Source organism: Halomonas sp. KM-1, from assembly GCF_000246875.1.
GTDB lineage: Bacteria > Pseudomonadota > Gammaproteobacteria > Pseudomonadales > Halomonadaceae > Halomonas > Halomonas aerodenitrificans.
Genome location: NZ_BAEU01000078.1, coordinates 1 through 15,793 on the forward strand (window position 1 = coordinate 1; position 15,793 = coordinate 15,793).

At 63.6% G+C, this 15,793-nt stretch carries 14 protein-coding genes and 1 pseudogene; 12 read left to right on the forward strand and 3 right to left on the reverse strand.

Annotated features, from left to right (window positions below):
• The 11 genes and pseudogenes from B8115_RS08095 to B8115_RS08145 form a co-directional block, all read left to right on the forward strand.
• Positions 1-523: pseudogene (locus tag B8115_RS08095) on the forward strand (ABC transporter substrate-binding protein); the annotation flags it as partial.
• Positions 524-605: 82 nt separating this feature from the next.
• Positions 606-1,559 carry an ABC transporter permease gene (locus B8115_RS08100; RefSeq protein ID WP_010627280.1) on the forward strand — a complete coding sequence of 318 codons (954 nt, stop codon included), beginning with the start codon at positions 606-608 and terminating at the stop codon, positions 1,557-1,559.
• On the forward strand, positions 1,556-2,479 hold the full coding sequence (locus B8115_RS08105) for an ABC transporter permease (RefSeq protein ID WP_083861803.1): 924 nt from the start codon (positions 1,556-1,558) through the stop codon (positions 2,477-2,479). The genes B8115_RS08100 and B8115_RS08105 overlap by 4 nt, the downstream gene beginning before the upstream one ends.
• Before the next feature lies 1 nt (position 2,480).
• Complete coding sequence (locus B8115_RS08110; protein ID WP_010627282.1) at positions 2,481-4,304, forward strand: ABC transporter ATP-binding protein; 1,824 nt, start codon at positions 2,481-2,483, stop codon at positions 4,302-4,304.
• Positions 4,305-4,368: 64 nt separating this feature from the next.
• Positions 4,369-4,779 (forward strand): helix-turn-helix domain-containing protein, encoded by a 411-nt coding sequence (locus B8115_RS08115; RefSeq protein ID WP_010627283.1) that lies wholly within the window; start codon positions 4,369-4,371, stop codon positions 4,777-4,779.
• A 27-nt stretch (positions 4,780-4,806) separates the two neighbouring features.
• Positions 4,807-5,796 carry a threonine/serine dehydratase gene (locus tag B8115_RS08120; RefSeq protein ID WP_026037973.1) on the forward strand — a complete coding sequence of 330 codons (990 nt, stop codon included), beginning with the start codon at positions 4,807-4,809 and terminating at the stop codon, positions 5,794-5,796.
• Positions 5,797-5,820: 24 nt separating this feature from the next.
• Positions 5,821-6,813: an ornithine cyclodeaminase family protein gene (locus tag B8115_RS08125; RefSeq protein ID WP_010627285.1), complete on the forward strand. Its 993-nt coding sequence runs from the start codon at positions 5,821-5,823 to the stop codon at positions 6,811-6,813.
• 25 nt (positions 6,814-6,838) lie between these two features.
• Positions 6,839-8,005: a M20 aminoacylase family protein gene (locus B8115_RS08130; RefSeq protein ID WP_026037974.1), complete on the forward strand. Its 1,167-nt coding sequence runs from the start codon at positions 6,839-6,841 to the stop codon at positions 8,003-8,005.
• A gap of 286 nt (positions 8,006-8,291) precedes the next feature.
• Complete coding sequence (locus B8115_RS08135) at positions 8,292-9,311, forward strand: ABC transporter substrate-binding protein (protein ID WP_010627287.1); 1,020 nt, start codon at positions 8,292-8,294, stop codon at positions 9,309-9,311.
• A gap of 2 nt (positions 9,312-9,313) precedes the next feature.
• The gene (locus B8115_RS08140; RefSeq protein ID WP_051004617.1) at positions 9,314-10,366 is read left to right on the forward strand and encodes an iron ABC transporter permease; all 1,053 of its coding nucleotides are present in this window, start codon (positions 9,314-9,316) and stop codon (positions 10,364-10,366) included.
• Positions 10,363-11,124 carry an ABC transporter ATP-binding protein gene (locus B8115_RS08145; protein ID WP_010627289.1) on the forward strand — a complete coding sequence of 254 codons (762 nt, stop codon included), beginning with the start codon at positions 10,363-10,365 and terminating at the stop codon, positions 11,122-11,124. The genes B8115_RS08140 and B8115_RS08145 overlap by 4 nt, the downstream gene beginning before the upstream one ends.
• A 76-nt stretch (positions 11,125-11,200) precedes the next feature.
• Here the strand turns inward: B8115_RS08145 and B8115_RS08150 are convergent, their stop codons facing one another.
• The 3 genes from B8115_RS08150 to cmoA all read right to left on the reverse strand — a co-directional run bounded on the left by B8115_RS08150 (position 11,201) and on the right by cmoA (position 13,905).
• On the reverse strand, positions 11,201-11,872 hold the full coding sequence (locus B8115_RS08150) for a haloacid dehalogenase type II (RefSeq protein ID WP_010627290.1): 672 nt from the start codon (positions 11,870-11,872) through the stop codon (positions 11,201-11,203).
• 295 nt (positions 11,873-12,167) lie between these two features.
• Positions 12,168-13,160, reverse strand: coding sequence for a tRNA 5-methoxyuridine(34)/uridine 5-oxyacetic acid(34) synthase CmoB (gene cmoB, locus B8115_RS08155; protein ID WP_010627291.1), 993 nt, complete (start codon positions 13,158-13,160; stop codon positions 12,168-12,170).
• A gap of 1 nt (position 13,161) precedes the next feature.
• Positions 13,162-13,905 (reverse strand): carboxy-S-adenosyl-L-methionine synthase CmoA, encoded by a 744-nt coding sequence (gene cmoA, locus B8115_RS08160; protein ID WP_010627292.1) that lies wholly within the window; start codon positions 13,903-13,905, stop codon positions 13,162-13,164.
• Between the two features lie 201 nt (positions 13,906-14,106).
• Between cmoA and pgi the strand changes: the two genes are divergently transcribed.
• Positions 14,107-15,783, forward strand: coding sequence for a glucose-6-phosphate isomerase (gene pgi, locus B8115_RS08165; RefSeq protein ID WP_010627293.1), 1,677 nt, complete (start codon positions 14,107-14,109; stop codon positions 15,781-15,783).
• Positions 15,784-15,793 lie beyond the last annotated feature (10 nt).

A 15,793-nucleotide genomic window follows, 5' to 3' on the forward strand; every position in this document is an offset into this window, starting at 1 on the left:
CCGGGCGAAGTACCACCTGGAGCGCGCCGGCATCGGCAACCGTACGCTTCCCCTGGTGGCCTCCGAGGCCGCTACCGGCTCGGTGGACATGGCCCAGCTGATGCAGCTCTCGGCGCAGCAGATCGGGCTCAAGCTCGATATCCGGCGGGTGCCGTCGGACGGCTACTGGTCCAACCACTGGATGAAGCATCCGCTGGGCTTCGGCGCCATCAGTGCGCGGCCGACCGCCGACCTGATGTTCAGCCTGTTCTTCCAGTCCGAGGCCGCCTGGAACGAGTCGGGCTGGCGCAACGAACAGTTCGACCAGTTGCTGTTGGCGGCACGCGGCGAGACCGACGAAGCCAAGCGCAAGCAGATGTACGGCGACATGCAGGTGCTGATCCACGAGCACGGCGGCATCGGCATTCCGCAGTTCAGGAGCAGCATCGACGGCCACAACACCAAGCTGCGGGGACTGACCCCCCATCCGCTGGGCGGCCTGATGGGCTACATGTTCGCCGAACACGTCTGGCTGGACGCCTGAGCCAATCACTCTGACGACAACTCAACCATGAAGGCGTCACCTTGGCGGGAGTGAGGTGACGCCATAATAAGAAGGGCAAACCATGAACAGCAGCATTCCACGGCTCATCATCGGCCGGCTGGGTATCGGCGTGCTCACCCTGCTCATCGTCTCGCTGGTGGTCTTCATTCTCACCAGCCTATTGCCGGGCGACGCGGCCCAGGAACAGCTTGGCCAGGAGGCGACACCGGAAGCGGTGGCGGCGCTGCGTGCGAAGCTGGGCCTGGACCTGCCCGTGTACATGCGCTATCTGAGCTGGCTGGGTGGCCTTGTAACGGGCAACCCCGGCGTTTCATTGGTCAACGGCATGCCGGTCGACGACCTCATCGCGAGCCGGCTGCCCAACTCTCTGAAGCTGGCAGCGGCCACCGCTCTTATTGCCGTGCCCCTGGCGCTGTCCATCGGCATTTTCTCGGCGATGTATCGCGGCTCGATCTTCGATCGCTATACCAACATGCTGGCGGTGTTTCTGGTATCGGTTCCCGAGTTCCTGATTGCCACCGTCGCGGTGCTGATCTTCGCGGTCAAGCTGGGTTGGCTCTCGGCGCTGTCGCGCTCCGTGGAAGTCGATTCCTTCCTGCAGCTGCTCAGTGTCTATGCCATGCCGGTGCTAACTCTGTGCTGCGTGCTGGTCGCGCAGATGGCGCGCATGACCCGTGCGGCCGTCATCGATCAGCTCAGCTCTCCCTACGTTGAAATGGCGGTGCTCAAGGGCGCGCGGCCGATGCGGGTGGTGCTCCGGCATGCGCTGCCGAATGCGATCGGTCCGATCGCCAATGCCGTGGCGCTGAGCCTGTCGTACCTGCTTGGCGGCGTGGTCATCGTCGAGACGATCTTCAACTATCCGGGCATTGCGACGCTGATGGTGAACGCCGTGGTGACTCGCGACATGCCGCTGGTGCAGGCGTGCGTGATGCTGTTCTCCCTGGGCTTTCTGTTGCTGGTGCTGATCGCCGACATCATTGCCATCCTATCCAACCCGAGGCTGCGCACATGAACCCGAACACTCTTCCGCCGTCACCTAAGTTGAGCACGTCGGGTGCTCGAGCCGAGGCCGCGCTCGATGTGGCGTTCGGCGACAAGCCGCCGAAGGTCGTGCGCCGCCGTGCCAAACGGCCGATCAGCGGCGCCCTGGGGCTGTTGATCGTCGGGTTCTGGCTGCTGATGGCCCTGGTCGGCCCCTGGTTGGCGCCCCATGGTGCCAACGCGCTGGTCAGCTTCGAGATATTCGGCCCCATCAGCCTGGAATACCCGCTTGGCACGGACTTCCTGGGCCGGGACATCCTCAGCCGCCTGTTGCACGGTGCGCCCTACACGATCGGCGTGGCCTTGGCGGCAACGGTACTGGCCTGTTTGTTCGGCGTGGTGCTGGGCCTGGTGGCAGCGGCCTCCGGTGGCTGGATCGATGCTGCCATCAGCCGCACCCAGGATGCCCTGATCGCCATTCCCAACAAGATCTTCGCGCTGATCATGGTGGCCTCTTTCGGCTCTTCGGTGCCCCTGCTGCTGATCATGGCCGCCTTTGCCTACATGCCCGGCTCTTACCGCATTGCGCGTGCGGTCGCCGTCAACGTCATGACGATGGACTTCGTCCAGGTCGCACGGGCGCGGGGTGAAGCCATGCCGTACATCATGTTCATCGAGGTGCTGCCGAACATGCTCCGTCCGGTGCTGACCGACTTCGGCCTGCGCTTCGTCTATGTCGTGCTGCTGCTGAGCGCGATGAGCTTTCTCGGCCTGGGCGTGCAGCCGCCGGATGCGGACTGGGGCTCTCTGGTACGGGAAAACATCCAGGGTCTGGGTGAAGGCGCTCCAGCCGTACTGGCACCGGCAGTAGCCATCGCCACCCTGACCGTCGGGGTCAACCTGATCATCGATAGCTTCGGTGCACGGGCCAAGCGCGAGATGGAGAACTGAGATGAACGATATCGTCAAGGTCAGCGGGCTGCGCGTAGCGGCACGTAACGATGCCGGCGTCGATGTGCCGATCGTGCACGGTGCCGATTTCATTCTGAAGAAGGGCGAGGTGCTGGCGCTGATCGGTGAGTCCGGCTCCGGCAAGACCACCATCGCCCTGGCGCTGATGGGCTATGCCCGCGCCGGCTGCCGCATCGTCGGAGGCTCGGTGCGCATCGGCGACGTCGACGTGTTGAAGCTGTCGGACAATGAGCTGGCGAAGCTGCGTGGCCGCACCGTGGCCTATATCGCCCAAAGCGCCGCGGCGGCGTTCAACCCCTCCAAGACCATCATGGAGCAGGTGATCGAGAGTGCGCTGATCCATGGCGTACTGTCGCGGCGAGAGGCGCAGGCCAAGGCGGTCGAGCTGTTCCGGGCGCTGGCACTGCCGGATCCCGACAATATCGGCGCGCGCTATCCACACCAGGTATCGGGCGGGCAGCTGCAGCGGTTGATGGCGGCAATGGCACTGATCACCGATCCGGCGCTGGTGATCCTCGACGAGCCGACCACCGCGTTGGACGTCACCACCCAGATCGAGGTGCTGCGGGCGTTCAAGAAGGTGGTGCGCGACCTCGATACCACGGCGGTATACGTCTCCCACGACCTGGCGGTGGTGGCCCAGATGGCCGACCGCATCGTGGTGCTGCGCAACGGCGAGATCCAGGAGGACAGCCGCACCGAGCAGATCCTGGTGGAGCCCGAGCACCCCTATACCCGCAGCCTGCTGGCAGCGATGAGACCGACGGGGCAAGTGGCTGAAGCGGCGCCAGCAGCTTCCGATATCGACGAGGACCTGTTGCTCGAGGTGCGCGATCTCGAGATCTGCTATGGCAGCAAACGGGTCGTGCAGGATATCGACCTGAAGGTCCGTCGCGGAGCCACGGTCGGGATCATCGGTGAATCCGGGTCGGGCAAGACCACCGTGGCACGGGCCATTGCCGGCCTGGTGGAGCCCTCGGCCGGGCAGATCCTGCTGGATGGCCAGCCGCTCAGCAGGTCGCTGTCGGGGCGTACGCGGGATGAGTTCCGCCGGGTCCAGTACGTGTTCCAGAATGCCGATACGGCGCTGAATCCGCAGCACACCATCGAGGAGATCCTGGCGCGCCCCCTGCGTTTCTACCACGGCATGCGCAGCGCGCAGCGCCGCCGCCGGGTGGCCGAACTGCTGGAGCTGGTGCAACTGCCGGCGAGCCTGGCGAAGCGACGCCCGAGTGAGCTGTCCGGCGGCCAGAAGCAGCGCATCAACCTGGCGCGTGCGCTGGCGGCCGAGCCGGACCTGATCCTCTGCGACGAGGTCACCTCGGCCCTGGATACGGTGGTCGGTGCCGCGATCCTCGAACTCATGGCGCAATTGCAGCGGGAGCTGAACGTTACCTACCTCTTCATCAGCCACGACATCAGCACGGTACGCGCGATCTGCGACGAGGTGGTGGTGATGTACGCCGGCAACAAGGTGGAGCAGGGGGGGCGCTCGACGTTCCAGGCACCGCCGTACCATCCGTACACCCATCTGCTGATCGAGTCGGTGCCGGAGATGCACCAGGGCTGGCTCGAGGAGACCCGGGCGGGGCGCGGCGCGCTGCCGCAGATCGCTCCGCCGGCCGCAGCGACGCCGCTCTGTCCGTTCCTGTCACGCTGTGCGGTCAGGATCGACGGCAAGTGCAACAAGGTCTCGCCACCGCGGGTGCGGCTCGACAAAGGCAACGAGATCCTCTGTCACCACAGCGATATCGAACTGCGGAAGCTCGACGAGCCTGTGCCCGCCATGGCGGCCAGCAACTGACGTTGCATTGTGTCATGCCGGTAGCACCGGGCTTGCGGTGATGCCGGCGTAGGGAGTGTGGAGCATGAACGACAAGAGCGGCATTCCCCCGGTGTGGCAAGCGGGTGAGCCTGACCCTGACGGGAAGCGAAGCGATGACGAAACGGCCGTGGCGATGGCAACGGCCAAGCGATACATCGACGAGCACTTCTGCGAACCGATCAATCTCGACGATCTGGCCGAGCTCGTCGGCATGACACGTTTCAGTCTGGCCAAGCGGTTTCGCAAGCGATTCGGCATTTCCCCCTATCGCTATGTCTGTCAGGTACGGGTTCGGCAGGCACAAACGATGATGGAACAGGGGCTGCGGCCAACGGACATTGCCAGCGAGACCGGCTTTTTCGACCAGAGCCATTTGGCGAGGCATTTCAAGCGCCTCTGCGGGATGACCCCTCGCCAATACAGGACGCGATATACACAGTCTGCAGGTCAGTGAAGCCGGCGGCAGCTCAAGGGGGTAGTCGTGGAAAAGACAGCGGTAACGCTCGAGGACATAAAGCAAGCGGCTGTACGTATCCGGCCTTACGTTTGCCGTACACCGCTGCTCAGAGAGAGCAAGATGGACGAGGCTCTAGGCTGCCAGGTCTATGTCAAACCCGAAATGCTTCAGGTGACCGGCGCTTTCAAGATCAGAGGGGCATTGAGCAAGATCCTGTCCTTGACGCAGGCCGAACGGGACAGAGGGATCATCACCAGTTCATCGGGTAACCATGGCCAGGCATGTGCCTATGCCGGCAAAGTGCTCGGCATTCGCGCGACCGTCATCGTTCCGGAAGACACGCCCAAGCTCAAGGTCAACAACGCCAGGTCCATGGGTGCGGAGGTGATCTTGTGGGACCGTGCCTATACGGAGCGCTGGAAAAAGGTTCATGCCGAGGTCGAGGAGCACGGCTACACCATCGTGCACAACTATGAAGACTTCGACGTCATGGCCGGGCAGGGCACGATTGCCCTCGAGATCCTGGAGGATCTGGCTGATGTGGAAACCGTGCTGGTTCCCATCGGTGGTGGCGGGCTCATATCGGGTATTTCCACCGCCATCAAGGAGACCAACCCCGCAATAAGGGTCGTTGGCGTCCAGGCCGAGGCCTGCTGTCCTTACTACTTGAGCCGCCAAAACGGTGAGCGAACCAAGGCGACGGTCAAGCAGACCCTGGCTGACGGTCTTGCCTGCGATTGGCCCGGCAACAACACCTATCCCATCATCGAAAAATATGTAGATGACATCGTCACCGTCTCGGAAGAATCCATTGAGGAGGCGGTAAGGATGGTGGCAAACGATGCCAAGCTCGTGGCAGAGCCTTCCGCCTGTGTAGGAATCGCCGCCTTGCAGTCAGGTGCCGTGACGACTCGCCCGGATGAAAAGGTTTGTGTGGTCCTTACCTCCGGTAACTGGGGCATAGACATGATCGGCAGGCTCCTCAAGGGGGAGCGTGTGGCAGGCATTTTTTAGCGAGCTTTAAAGAAGGGATCGCATATGAAGACGCTATTGCTGAACAAGGAAGAGGTGGGATCGCTCATCGATCTGGATGCCGTGCTCGAAGCCGTGGAAAACGGCTACAGAGTATTTAACAGCGGGAAAGTCGTTCAGCCGGATTTCATGAGCATCGAGCTCCCTGGTTCACATGCGTGCATCGATTTCAAGGGCGGTCTCGATCTTGCTGGGGGGTACATCTCCATCAAGTCCTCTGCCGGTGGATACAAGGGAAATCCTGAGTTGGGCCTGCCGACGGGCATGAACACCGTGATGCTGTTCGAGGCCAGCACCGGTGCTCTCAGGTGTGTCATGGACGGCACCTGGATCACCGGCTGCCGTACCGCCGCCGCGGGCGCCATATCGGTGAAATACCTGGCACGCGAGGATGCGAAGACGCTGTGTATCATCGGGGCGGGAAACCAGGCACGCAGACAGCTTCGGGCCATCATTCGGGTGAGGGATTTCGACGAGGTGCTGGTGTGGAACGCTTCCTCGCAAGCGCTCGACGAGTACGTGCGGGAAATGTCCGAGGAAACGGGCCTCGACATTCGCAAGTGCGAAACCGCGGAGGAAGCCGTTCGTGCAGCCGATGTCATCGTCACTACCACACGGGCCCACAGAGGGCCCATCGTCAAGAAGGAGTGGCTGAAGCCGGGCACGCATATCGTTGCCATTGGCTCCGATATGCCGGGCAAGCAGGAGCTTGGCGCCGATATCTTCCAGGAGGCCAAGGTGGTCAACGACTCCGTCGAGCTGTGTATCAAGTACGGCGATACCCAGCATGCCGTTAAAGAAGGCATCATCAAGACGGAAGACATCCATGCGGAAATTGGTGAGATCCTGCTGGGAAAAAAGGTCGGTCGCGAAAACCCGTATGAGATAACGATCTTCGACTCGGTCGGCATGGCCATTCAGGACACCGTGACGGTTGCCATGCTGTATGAGGCAGCCCTGGAGAAGGGGCTCGGGACGCCCTACGAGTTTTTCAAGTAGACAACCCACTTATCCGAGTCATGCCATGAAAAACAGTGACAGTGTGGAAATCGACGATCTGGTAGCGCCGCTGGTGTCGTTTCGGCGCGACCTGCATGCCAACCCCGAACTTGGGTATCAAGAGCACCGTACGGCGAAGAAGATCGAAGAGGCGCTGCGCGAGCTCGGGCTGGAGGTGCACACGGGCATTGGCGGCACCGGTATCGTCGCTTCGCTGAAAGTGGGCAGCTCCCCGCGTACTATCGGCCTGCGCGCCGACATGGATGCACTGCCCATCCATGAGGAGACCGGACTTCCCTATGCCAGCCGCAACCCGGGGGTCTTCCACGGCTGCGGTCACGACGGTCACGTGGCGATGCTGCTGGGCGCCGCCCGCTATCTCGCCCGTAGCCGCCGCTTCGACGGTACGGTCCATTTCATCTTCCAGCCGGCCGAAGAGGGGCAGGGCGGTGCCCGGGCCATGATCGAGGACGGACTGTTCGAGCGCTTTCCCTGCGACCGGGTGTTCGCCTTCCACAATTGGCCGGACCTACCGGCCGGCACGGTTTCGACGCGCCCCGGCCCGATCATGGCGGCGGCGGACAAGTTCGAGATTGTGGTCGAGGGGCGCGGTGCCCATGCCGCCATGCCGCACAAGACACCGGATGCGATCCTGGCGGCCAGCGATCTCGTGACCCAGCTCAACAGCCTGGTGTCCCGTCGCATTCCGCCCATGTCCACGGCCGTGCTTTCGGTGACCCGGATCGAGGGTGGCAGTTCGCACAACGTGCTGCCGGCCGCCGTTCGCGTCGTCGGCACGGTGCGCACTTTCGAGCCCGCGGTACAGGACAGGATCGAGGAATCCCTGCGCCAAGTCGCCGAGGGCGTAGCCCTGGCCAGTGGCACGCGTATCGCCGTGAATTACGACCGCTACTACCCGGCGACGATCAACAGCGCAGATGCCGCCGAGGAAGCCCTGGCCGCCGCGGCTGGCTTTGCCCGCGCGGAGTTGGCGCCGCAGCCGGCCTTCACCTCGGAGGATTTCGGCTTCATGCTGCAGGCCTGCGAAGGCGCCTATATCTGGTTGGGGCAGGGGCGCGGTGGCGATGAAGTCCCGTTGCATCATCCCCAGTACGACTTCAACGACGAGGTACTGGCGACCGGTATCCGCCTGCATGTCGCGCTCGTCGAACGCCATCTGGGCTGTGCCTGAAAGCTGTCTGCGGGTGGCCAGACGGCGCTAAACATCGGCTCGAAGTGCAATGAGCAAGTTTGTTCCGACAACGGTAGAGCAGCATATTGCAGCGAGCATGATTTGCGGTTATTTTTCGCCGCGTGTGATAATGCGTATCAGTAGTATCTGTATCTTCATTTCTGGTAGTCGCTACCCCGGTGGTGAGGCTGTGCCGGTCTCGAGGATCATGCGGAATCGTATTCATGACTGGCAGGACGCCACAACGGCCGGCCGGGATTCTTAACGAAAGAGCGATGGGTGGTCTATGAAACGTCTTCTTGCCCTCTCCGGACTTGGCATGGCGCTTGGTCTGACGATGAGCCCTGCCTTTGCCGACGCCACGCAGTATCCGCTTACTCTGAATAATTGCGGCGCAGAGGTGACCTTTGACACGGCCCCGGAGCGGGCAGTCGGCCTTGGCCAGGCCAGTGCGGAGATCATGCTGATGCTTGGCCTCGAAGACAAGATGGTGGGCACCGCCTTCTGGCCCAATAGTGTCTTGCCGCAGCTGGCCGAAGCCAATGCCAAGGTGGAAGTGCTGACGGTCGAGTTCCCCACCTTCGAGTCCATTCTGGCCAAAGAGCCGGATTTCGTAACGGCGGCGCTGCCTAGCCTGATAGGCCCATCCAGCAGAGTGGCGACGCGGGAGGACTTCGACAGGGTGGGTGTGTCGACCTACCTGTCACCCAACACCTGCGTCGCTGAGGGTATGGACAAGGACAAGTTCGGTTACGGCAATCGTGCCCAGCTCTGGAGCATGGATTCTCTCTACCAGGAGATCGAAGAGCTCGCCCAGATTTTCGACGTGAACGACCGGGGCCAGGCATTGATCGAGGACCTCAGGCGCCGTGAAGCCGCGCTGCGAGCCGAGTCTCCTCAAGGTGAAGACCCGCTCTCCTATGTCTTCTGGTTCTCCAGCCCGGCGCCCTCTGCCGACGCTTATCTGGGTGGGAAGCACGGTGCTTCCGGCTTCATCGCCGACGTGCTGGGCGGCACCAACGCCATCGACGCAGAGGCCGAATGGCCGGCGCTAGGCTGGGAAAGCATCATCGCGACCGATCCGGACGTCATCGTGGTAGCCCGCGTCGACCGTAACCGCTGGGAGTTGGACAAGGCGGAAGCAAAGATCGAATATCTCAACTCGGACTCGGCCACCCGCGAAATGAGAGCGGTCAAGAACGGGGCCATCGTGGTCATGGACGGTAATGCCATGGACCCGACGCTCAGGACGATTTTCGGCGCGGAGCAGGTGGCCGAACAGCTGCAGGCGCTCGGTCTGAGATGAGTATGGCGGTTAGTGTCAACCGGCCAGATGAGCGCTTGTCACGGTTCGTCTGGTCTGCCGGGTTGCTGTTGGCCTCACTGGTGGCCATCGCCCTGGTCGTCGGGATCAGCGTCGGGATCGGCGATATGCCGATCCCGCTCTCCACCACCTTCGCCACGATAACCAACAAGCTGGGTTGGACGTCGATCGAACTCAACCGTATCCACGAGACCATCGTCTGGGATTATCGCTTGAGCCGGGCGCTGGTGGCCGCGTTGTGCGGTGCGGGCCTGGCCCTTGCCGGTGCCATCATGCAATCGATGCTGCGCAACCCGCTGGCAGAACCCTACGTGCTGGGCATTTCCGCCGGGGCTTCGACCGGCGCGGTCCTGGTCGTGATCCTGGGGCTGGGGGCCGGGGCGGTATCGCTCTCGTCGGGCGCCTTCGCCGGGGCTTTTGCCGCCTTCCTGTTCGTTGCACTGCTCTCGAACGGTGCACGCGGCGGGGCCGACCGCACGATACTGGCCGGCGTCGCGGCATCGCAGCTGTTCAATGCCGCGACCTCCTATATCGTTACCACTGCCGGCAATGCTCAGCAGGCACGCGACGTGATGTTCTGGTTGCTCGGCAGCTTCGGCGGCGTGCGCTGGCCGGAGTTCTTCCTGGTATCGGTGGTGGTCGGGCTGGGGCTGGTGGCGTGCCTTTTCTATGCGCGGGTGCTGGATGCCTTCGCCTTCGGCGACGAGGCTGCCGCTTCCCTAGGGGTCAATGTCGGTCGAACACGGATCATCCTGTTCGCCCTCACCGCGGTCATGACGGCCACCATCGTCAGCATGGTAGGCACCATCGGTTTCGTCGGTCTCGTCGTTCCCCATGCCGCGCGTTTCGTGGTCGGCCCACGTCATGCAAGGCTGCTGCCGGCCTGCGCCATCGTGGGGGCGATCTTCATGGTGTTGGCCGACATTGCGTCGCGCACGCTCATTCCCCGGCAGTCGTTGCCGATCGGCGTGGTGACGGCGCTGGTGGGCGTGCCGTTCTTCTCCATCATCCTCTACAGAATGCAGCGGGCATCATGAGTATCAAGGCCGACAATCTGGTCTGGAAGATCGGTGGGAAAACGGTCATCAACGGCGTCTCTTTCGAGGCGGAGCCGGGCAAGATGCTTGGGCTGCTGGGCCCGAACGGCTCCGGTAAGACCTCCCTGTTGCGGCTGCTGACGAGGCTCAAGCGCCCGCATGCCGGGCGGGTCATGCTCGATGATCGGGACCTCTCCAAGTTTCGCCGTCGTGCCATTGCGCAGCGGGTCGCCTTCATCGAGCAGCACGCCACCACCAATGCCAATCTCAAGGTCGAAGACGTGGTCAAGCTCGGTCGCTTCCCGCACCGCTCGATGTTTTCCGGCTGGAGCCGTGAAGACGATGCGGCGGTTAGTGAGGCACTTGAGCGCACCGGGATGAGCGCGAAGCGCCATGATGCCTGGCAGAGCCTTTCGGGAGGCGAGAAGCAGCGTACCCACCTGGCGCGTGCGCTGGCACAGTCGCCCAAGGAGCTGATCCTCGACGAGCCGACCAACCATCTCGACGTCCAGCATCAGATCGGCCTGCTGCGGCTCGTTTCCAGCCTGCCCATTACCAGCATCATCGCGCTCCACGACCTCAATCACGCCGCGATGTTCTGCGATCGGCTGATCGTCATGCAGGCGGGAAAGGTCGTCGCCGCTGGTGTGCCCGAGGAGGTACTGACGCGGGACCTGTTACGCGAGGTCTTCTCGGTGGAAGCTCATGTGGAAACCTCGCCGCATCATGCAAGGCCACATATTCACTTCCTGCGATAACCGACGTGCGATAACCGACGACCCCACGCTTCGCCGGGCGATGCGTGGGGTCGCGTCGAGGACGGTGGCTTCGTGTTTAGAGACCCACCAGGCCGGCCAGGCCGCCCATGTCCTTGATCACGTGGGTCACGTAATTCGGCGCCAGGTTCGGCTCATGGTTGCGATCGACCAACACTCGAGCGCCGTAGCCCATGTCGGAGGCGGACATGTGGTCGTAGCGGAAGCTGCTGGAGACGTGCATGCACTCTGCCGGTGAGCAGCCGAGCTGGTCGAACATGTATTCGAAGGCCTGGAGGCGCGGCTTGTAAGCGCGGGCCTGCTCGGCGGTGAAGACATGAGCGAACGGGGCGCCGAGCTTTTCGACGTTCTGGTAGATCTGGTCGTTGTCGGCGTTGGAGAGGATCACCAGCGGAATTTCGTGGGCGACCTTCAGCAGGCCTGCCGGCACGTCCGGGTGCGGGCCCCAGGTCGGCACGGAGTTGTAGATCTCCAGTGCTTCTTCCTCGCGGAATTCGAGCTTCCACTTGCGGCAGGTGCGCTCGACCGAGTTGTGAACGACTTCCTTGAACGGTTTCCAGTCGCCCAGGACTTCGTCGAGGCGATAGACGCGGAAATCTTCGACGAAGGCTTCCATCTGTTCCGGAAGGATGCGATCCGCGAAGATTCTGCGCGCCGACGGGCCCATCTGGAAGTTCGTCATCGTGCCATAGCAATCGAAGGTGATGTACTTCGGCTTGAATGTGCTCATGAGTTGGGTTTCCTGTTTTTTTACGATGGTGAAAAAAAGCCCTTCGGCGTCGTCAGTTGTATCCCGAGGCATGCCTCACGAATGGGGTCATTCACTTTGCGCCGTAAACCCATTACACCATGGGGTTGCAAACAGATGGTTTCGATGCGTGGGGGGGAAACCGCAAGAAACGTCGCTTTTATGGGTGCGCACGGCAGATATATGCGTAGGCATTCCCCACGACTCAAGTGAGTCGTGGGGAAGCAGGGCAGGCGTCGATCATAGAAGCCGTGCTATTACCGCGGTGACCTGTGGCTCAGCGTGGCCGTTCCGCCATCACCACCGCCCGCCGCGGCGCCGGGTAGCCCTCGCGGGTGCGTGTGGGGTCGGTCGGATCGAGGAAGTCGGCCAGCGACTGGAAGGTCATCCACTCGGTAGAACGCTGCTCCTCCAGCGACGTGAACGCTTCGTCCACCACCCGCACGTTGACGAAGCCACAGCGCTCGAGCCACTGGCACAGCGCCAGGGACGACGGCAGGAAGTAGACGTTGGGCATGGCGGCGTAGCGTTCGCCGGGCAGCAGCACCGTGGTGGCGTCGCCTTCCACCACCAGCGTCTCCAGCACCAGCTCACCGCCGGGGCGCAGGGCGTCCTTCAGCTGCACCAGATGCTCCAGTGGGGAAGGGCGGTGATAGAGCACGCCCATGGAGAACACCGTGTCGAAGAACTCGAGCCGTTCGGGCACGTCCTCGATGCCTACCGGCAGGAAGTGAGTGCGTCCGCCATCGGCATCGCCGACGAAGTGGCGCAGGGCCTGGAACTGGTAATAGAAGCGCGGCGAGGGGTCGATCACCAGCACGAAGGCGGCACCGGCGCCGGCCATGCGCCAGGCGTGGTAGCCGCTGCCGCCGCCCACGTCGAGCACGCGCCTGCCGCTCAGCGGGGCCAGGTGGGGGGTGACCCGCTGCCATTTCCAGTCGGAGCGCCATTCGGTGTCGATAGGAATGTCGGCGAGCCGGTAGGGGCCCTTGCGCCACGGCATCAGCTTGCGCAGCAGGTTCTCGCATTGGCGCCGCCGGCTGTCGTCGAGGGCGCAGTCCACCGTCACGGTATCGACGTCCAACTGGACGTCGCGAGCCTCGGGCAGATCGGGCAGCTTGGCCACCGCCTTCTCCCAGGCCGGCAGATCGCCGTAGCGCTTGCGGTCTAGGCCGCGGGCCAGCTGCTCCGGCAGGCGGGCGAGCCAAGTGTCCAGCCCCTGATCGATGAAGGCGCGATAGAGCGGGCGGTGTTCGGCAGGGATCGCCACCTCAGGCCTCCTTGAACGCGATCAGCGAGGCGAAGTTGAGGTACTGGAACCAGGTCAGCGAGCGCGGGAAGCCGGCCCGCGCCAGGCGCGCATGGTGGGCTTCCAGGGTGTCCGGCACCAGCACGTTCTCAAGCGCCGTACGCTTCTGGCTGATCTCCAGCTCGCTGTAACCGTTGGCGCGCTTGAAGTCGTGGTAGCGCTCCACCCGCCAGGCGTTGTCGCGCTCGTCGGGATCGACCACCTTTTCCGAGAGCACCAGCACCCCGCCCGGTTCCAGCGCCGCATAGAGCCGAGTGAGCAGGGCTTCGCGATCCTCGGGGGGCAGAAACTGCAGGGTGAAGTTGAGGATCACCAGACCCGAGGGGCGATAGTCGAGGGTGCGGATATCGCCCTCGATCACCTCGATGGCATGCTCGGGACACTCCGTGGCGAGGGTCTCGCGGGCACGCTCCACCATAGCTGGGGAGATGTCCACCGCGGTGAGCCGGAAGGCGTCCGGCGGCAGCTGACCGGCCAGGGCCAGGCTGGCGGCGCCCAGCGAGCAGCCCAGGTCGTAGACGTGAGCGCCGTGGCGCAGATGGCGTGCCGCGATCAGCCCCAGCATGCCCAGAATCTGGCCGTAGCCGGGTACCGAGCGGCGGATCATGTCGGGAAAACAGGCCACCACCTGCTCGTCGAAGGAGAAGCGCGCCACCCGGTCCAGGGGTGTCGAAAAGATCGCGTCACGATAAGATGCGTCACTCATGAGCAGGTCAGGCCGGTAGCGTGGAACAGGCGGACATTCTACGCTTGCTGCCGGCCGGCTGCACGGATAGCGCCACAGCGATGGAGCGGTGGATTTACAGGCGGATACAAGGCTAGCCTGAGAGCGGTGGAACTTTGCCCGGTTTCGACGAGAGCCTTCCCAGATGCGGCGGCTCCCGCAAAGACGTCAAGGAGGATTGCCATGAACCAAGCACCCATCGACCGGACCGGTGCCTGGCAGCGGCTGATGGAACATGCCGAGCAGATGCGCGGCGCTCACCTGCGCCAGCTGTTCGTCGACCAAGCGCGAGGTAGCGCTTTCACGCGACGGGCGGCGGGCCTGACCCTCGATCTGTCGAAGCAGCGCTGGAGCGATGCGACGCTTGCGCTGCTGCTGGACCTGGCGCGAGAGGCCGGGGTGCCTGAAGGCATTCAGGCACTATTGAGCGGTGAGCACGTCAACGTCAGCGAGGATCGTCCGGCGCTGCACACGGCGCTGCGCCTGCCCCCCGAGGCCTCGCTTCTCGTCGAGGGCGAGGACGTGGTGCCTGGCGTGCATGCCTCCCTGGATCGTATGGCGACCATGGTCGAGCGGCTGCATGCCCGTCAGTGGCGCGGCGCCACCGGCCGGCCGATTCACGACGTGGTCAATCTCGGCGTCGGCGGCTCCGACCTGGGCCCGCTGATGGTGACTCACGCCCTGGCAGACTACCGCCCCGCCGATGCCCATCACGTCGCAGTGCACTTCGCCTCGACCATGGACGGCTCGCAGCTTGCCGACTACCTCACCCGCTTCAACCCCGAGACCACGCTGTTCGTGATCTCGTCGAAGTCCTTCACTACCATCGATACGCTGTCCAACGCACGTACCGCCCGCGACTGGCTGATGGCGCGGCTGGTGGAGGATGGCAAGGACGTGGACGAGGCCATGGTGATGCGCCAGCACTTCGTCGGCGTCTCGGCCAAGCCCGAGAAGATGAGCGAGTGGGGCATCGCCGAGGCCAACCAGCTGCTGTTCTGGGAGTGGGTCGGCGGGCGCTATTCGCTATGGGGCGCCATCGGGCTGCCCATCGCCCTGGTGATCGGCATGGCCAACTTCCGCGAGCTGTTGGCCGGCGCCCATGCCATGGACGAGCACTTCGCCCAGGCGCCGCTTGACGACAACTTGCCGGTGCTGCTGGCCCTGGCGGGGATCTGGAACGTCAATTTCCTTGATATCCGCGCCCACTCGATCCTGCCCTACGATGGCCGCCTGGAGCACTTCGCCGCCTATCTCGAGCAGTTGGAGATGGAGTCCAACGGCAAGTCGGCCACCCATGACGGCCGTCAGGTCGGCTACTCCACCTGTCCGGTGCTGTGGGGGCAGCTCGGTCCCAATGCCCAGCACGCCTTCTACCAGCTGCTGCACCAGGGCACTCAGCCCGTGGTGTGCGACTTCATCGCGCCGCTCACGCGCTACGACGACGTCGAGGACGCGGCGACCCGCGATCACCTGATGGCCCAGCATCGCCTGACGCTGGCCAACTGTTTCGCCCAGTCGCGCCTGCTGATGCTCGGCGACGACGCCATCGACGAGCCGGGCGAACGACCGGGACACAAGCGCTACCGCGGCAACCAGCCTTCCACCACGCTGCTGCTCGACCGTCTCACGCCCGCCACGCTGGGGGCGCTGATCGCGCTCTACGAGCACAAGGTGTTCGTCCAGGCCGCCATCTGGGGTATCAACCCGTTCGACCAGTGGGGCGTGGAGCTGGGCAAGCAGATCGCCGGCGAGACCGAGCGGATTCTGGCCGAGCGCGACGGCCTCGACAGGATGGATGCCTCAAGCCGGGCTTTGATCGAAGCGGTGTGGCGCGCCGAGCAGGGGGGCGAGCGTTGAAGCGATATCC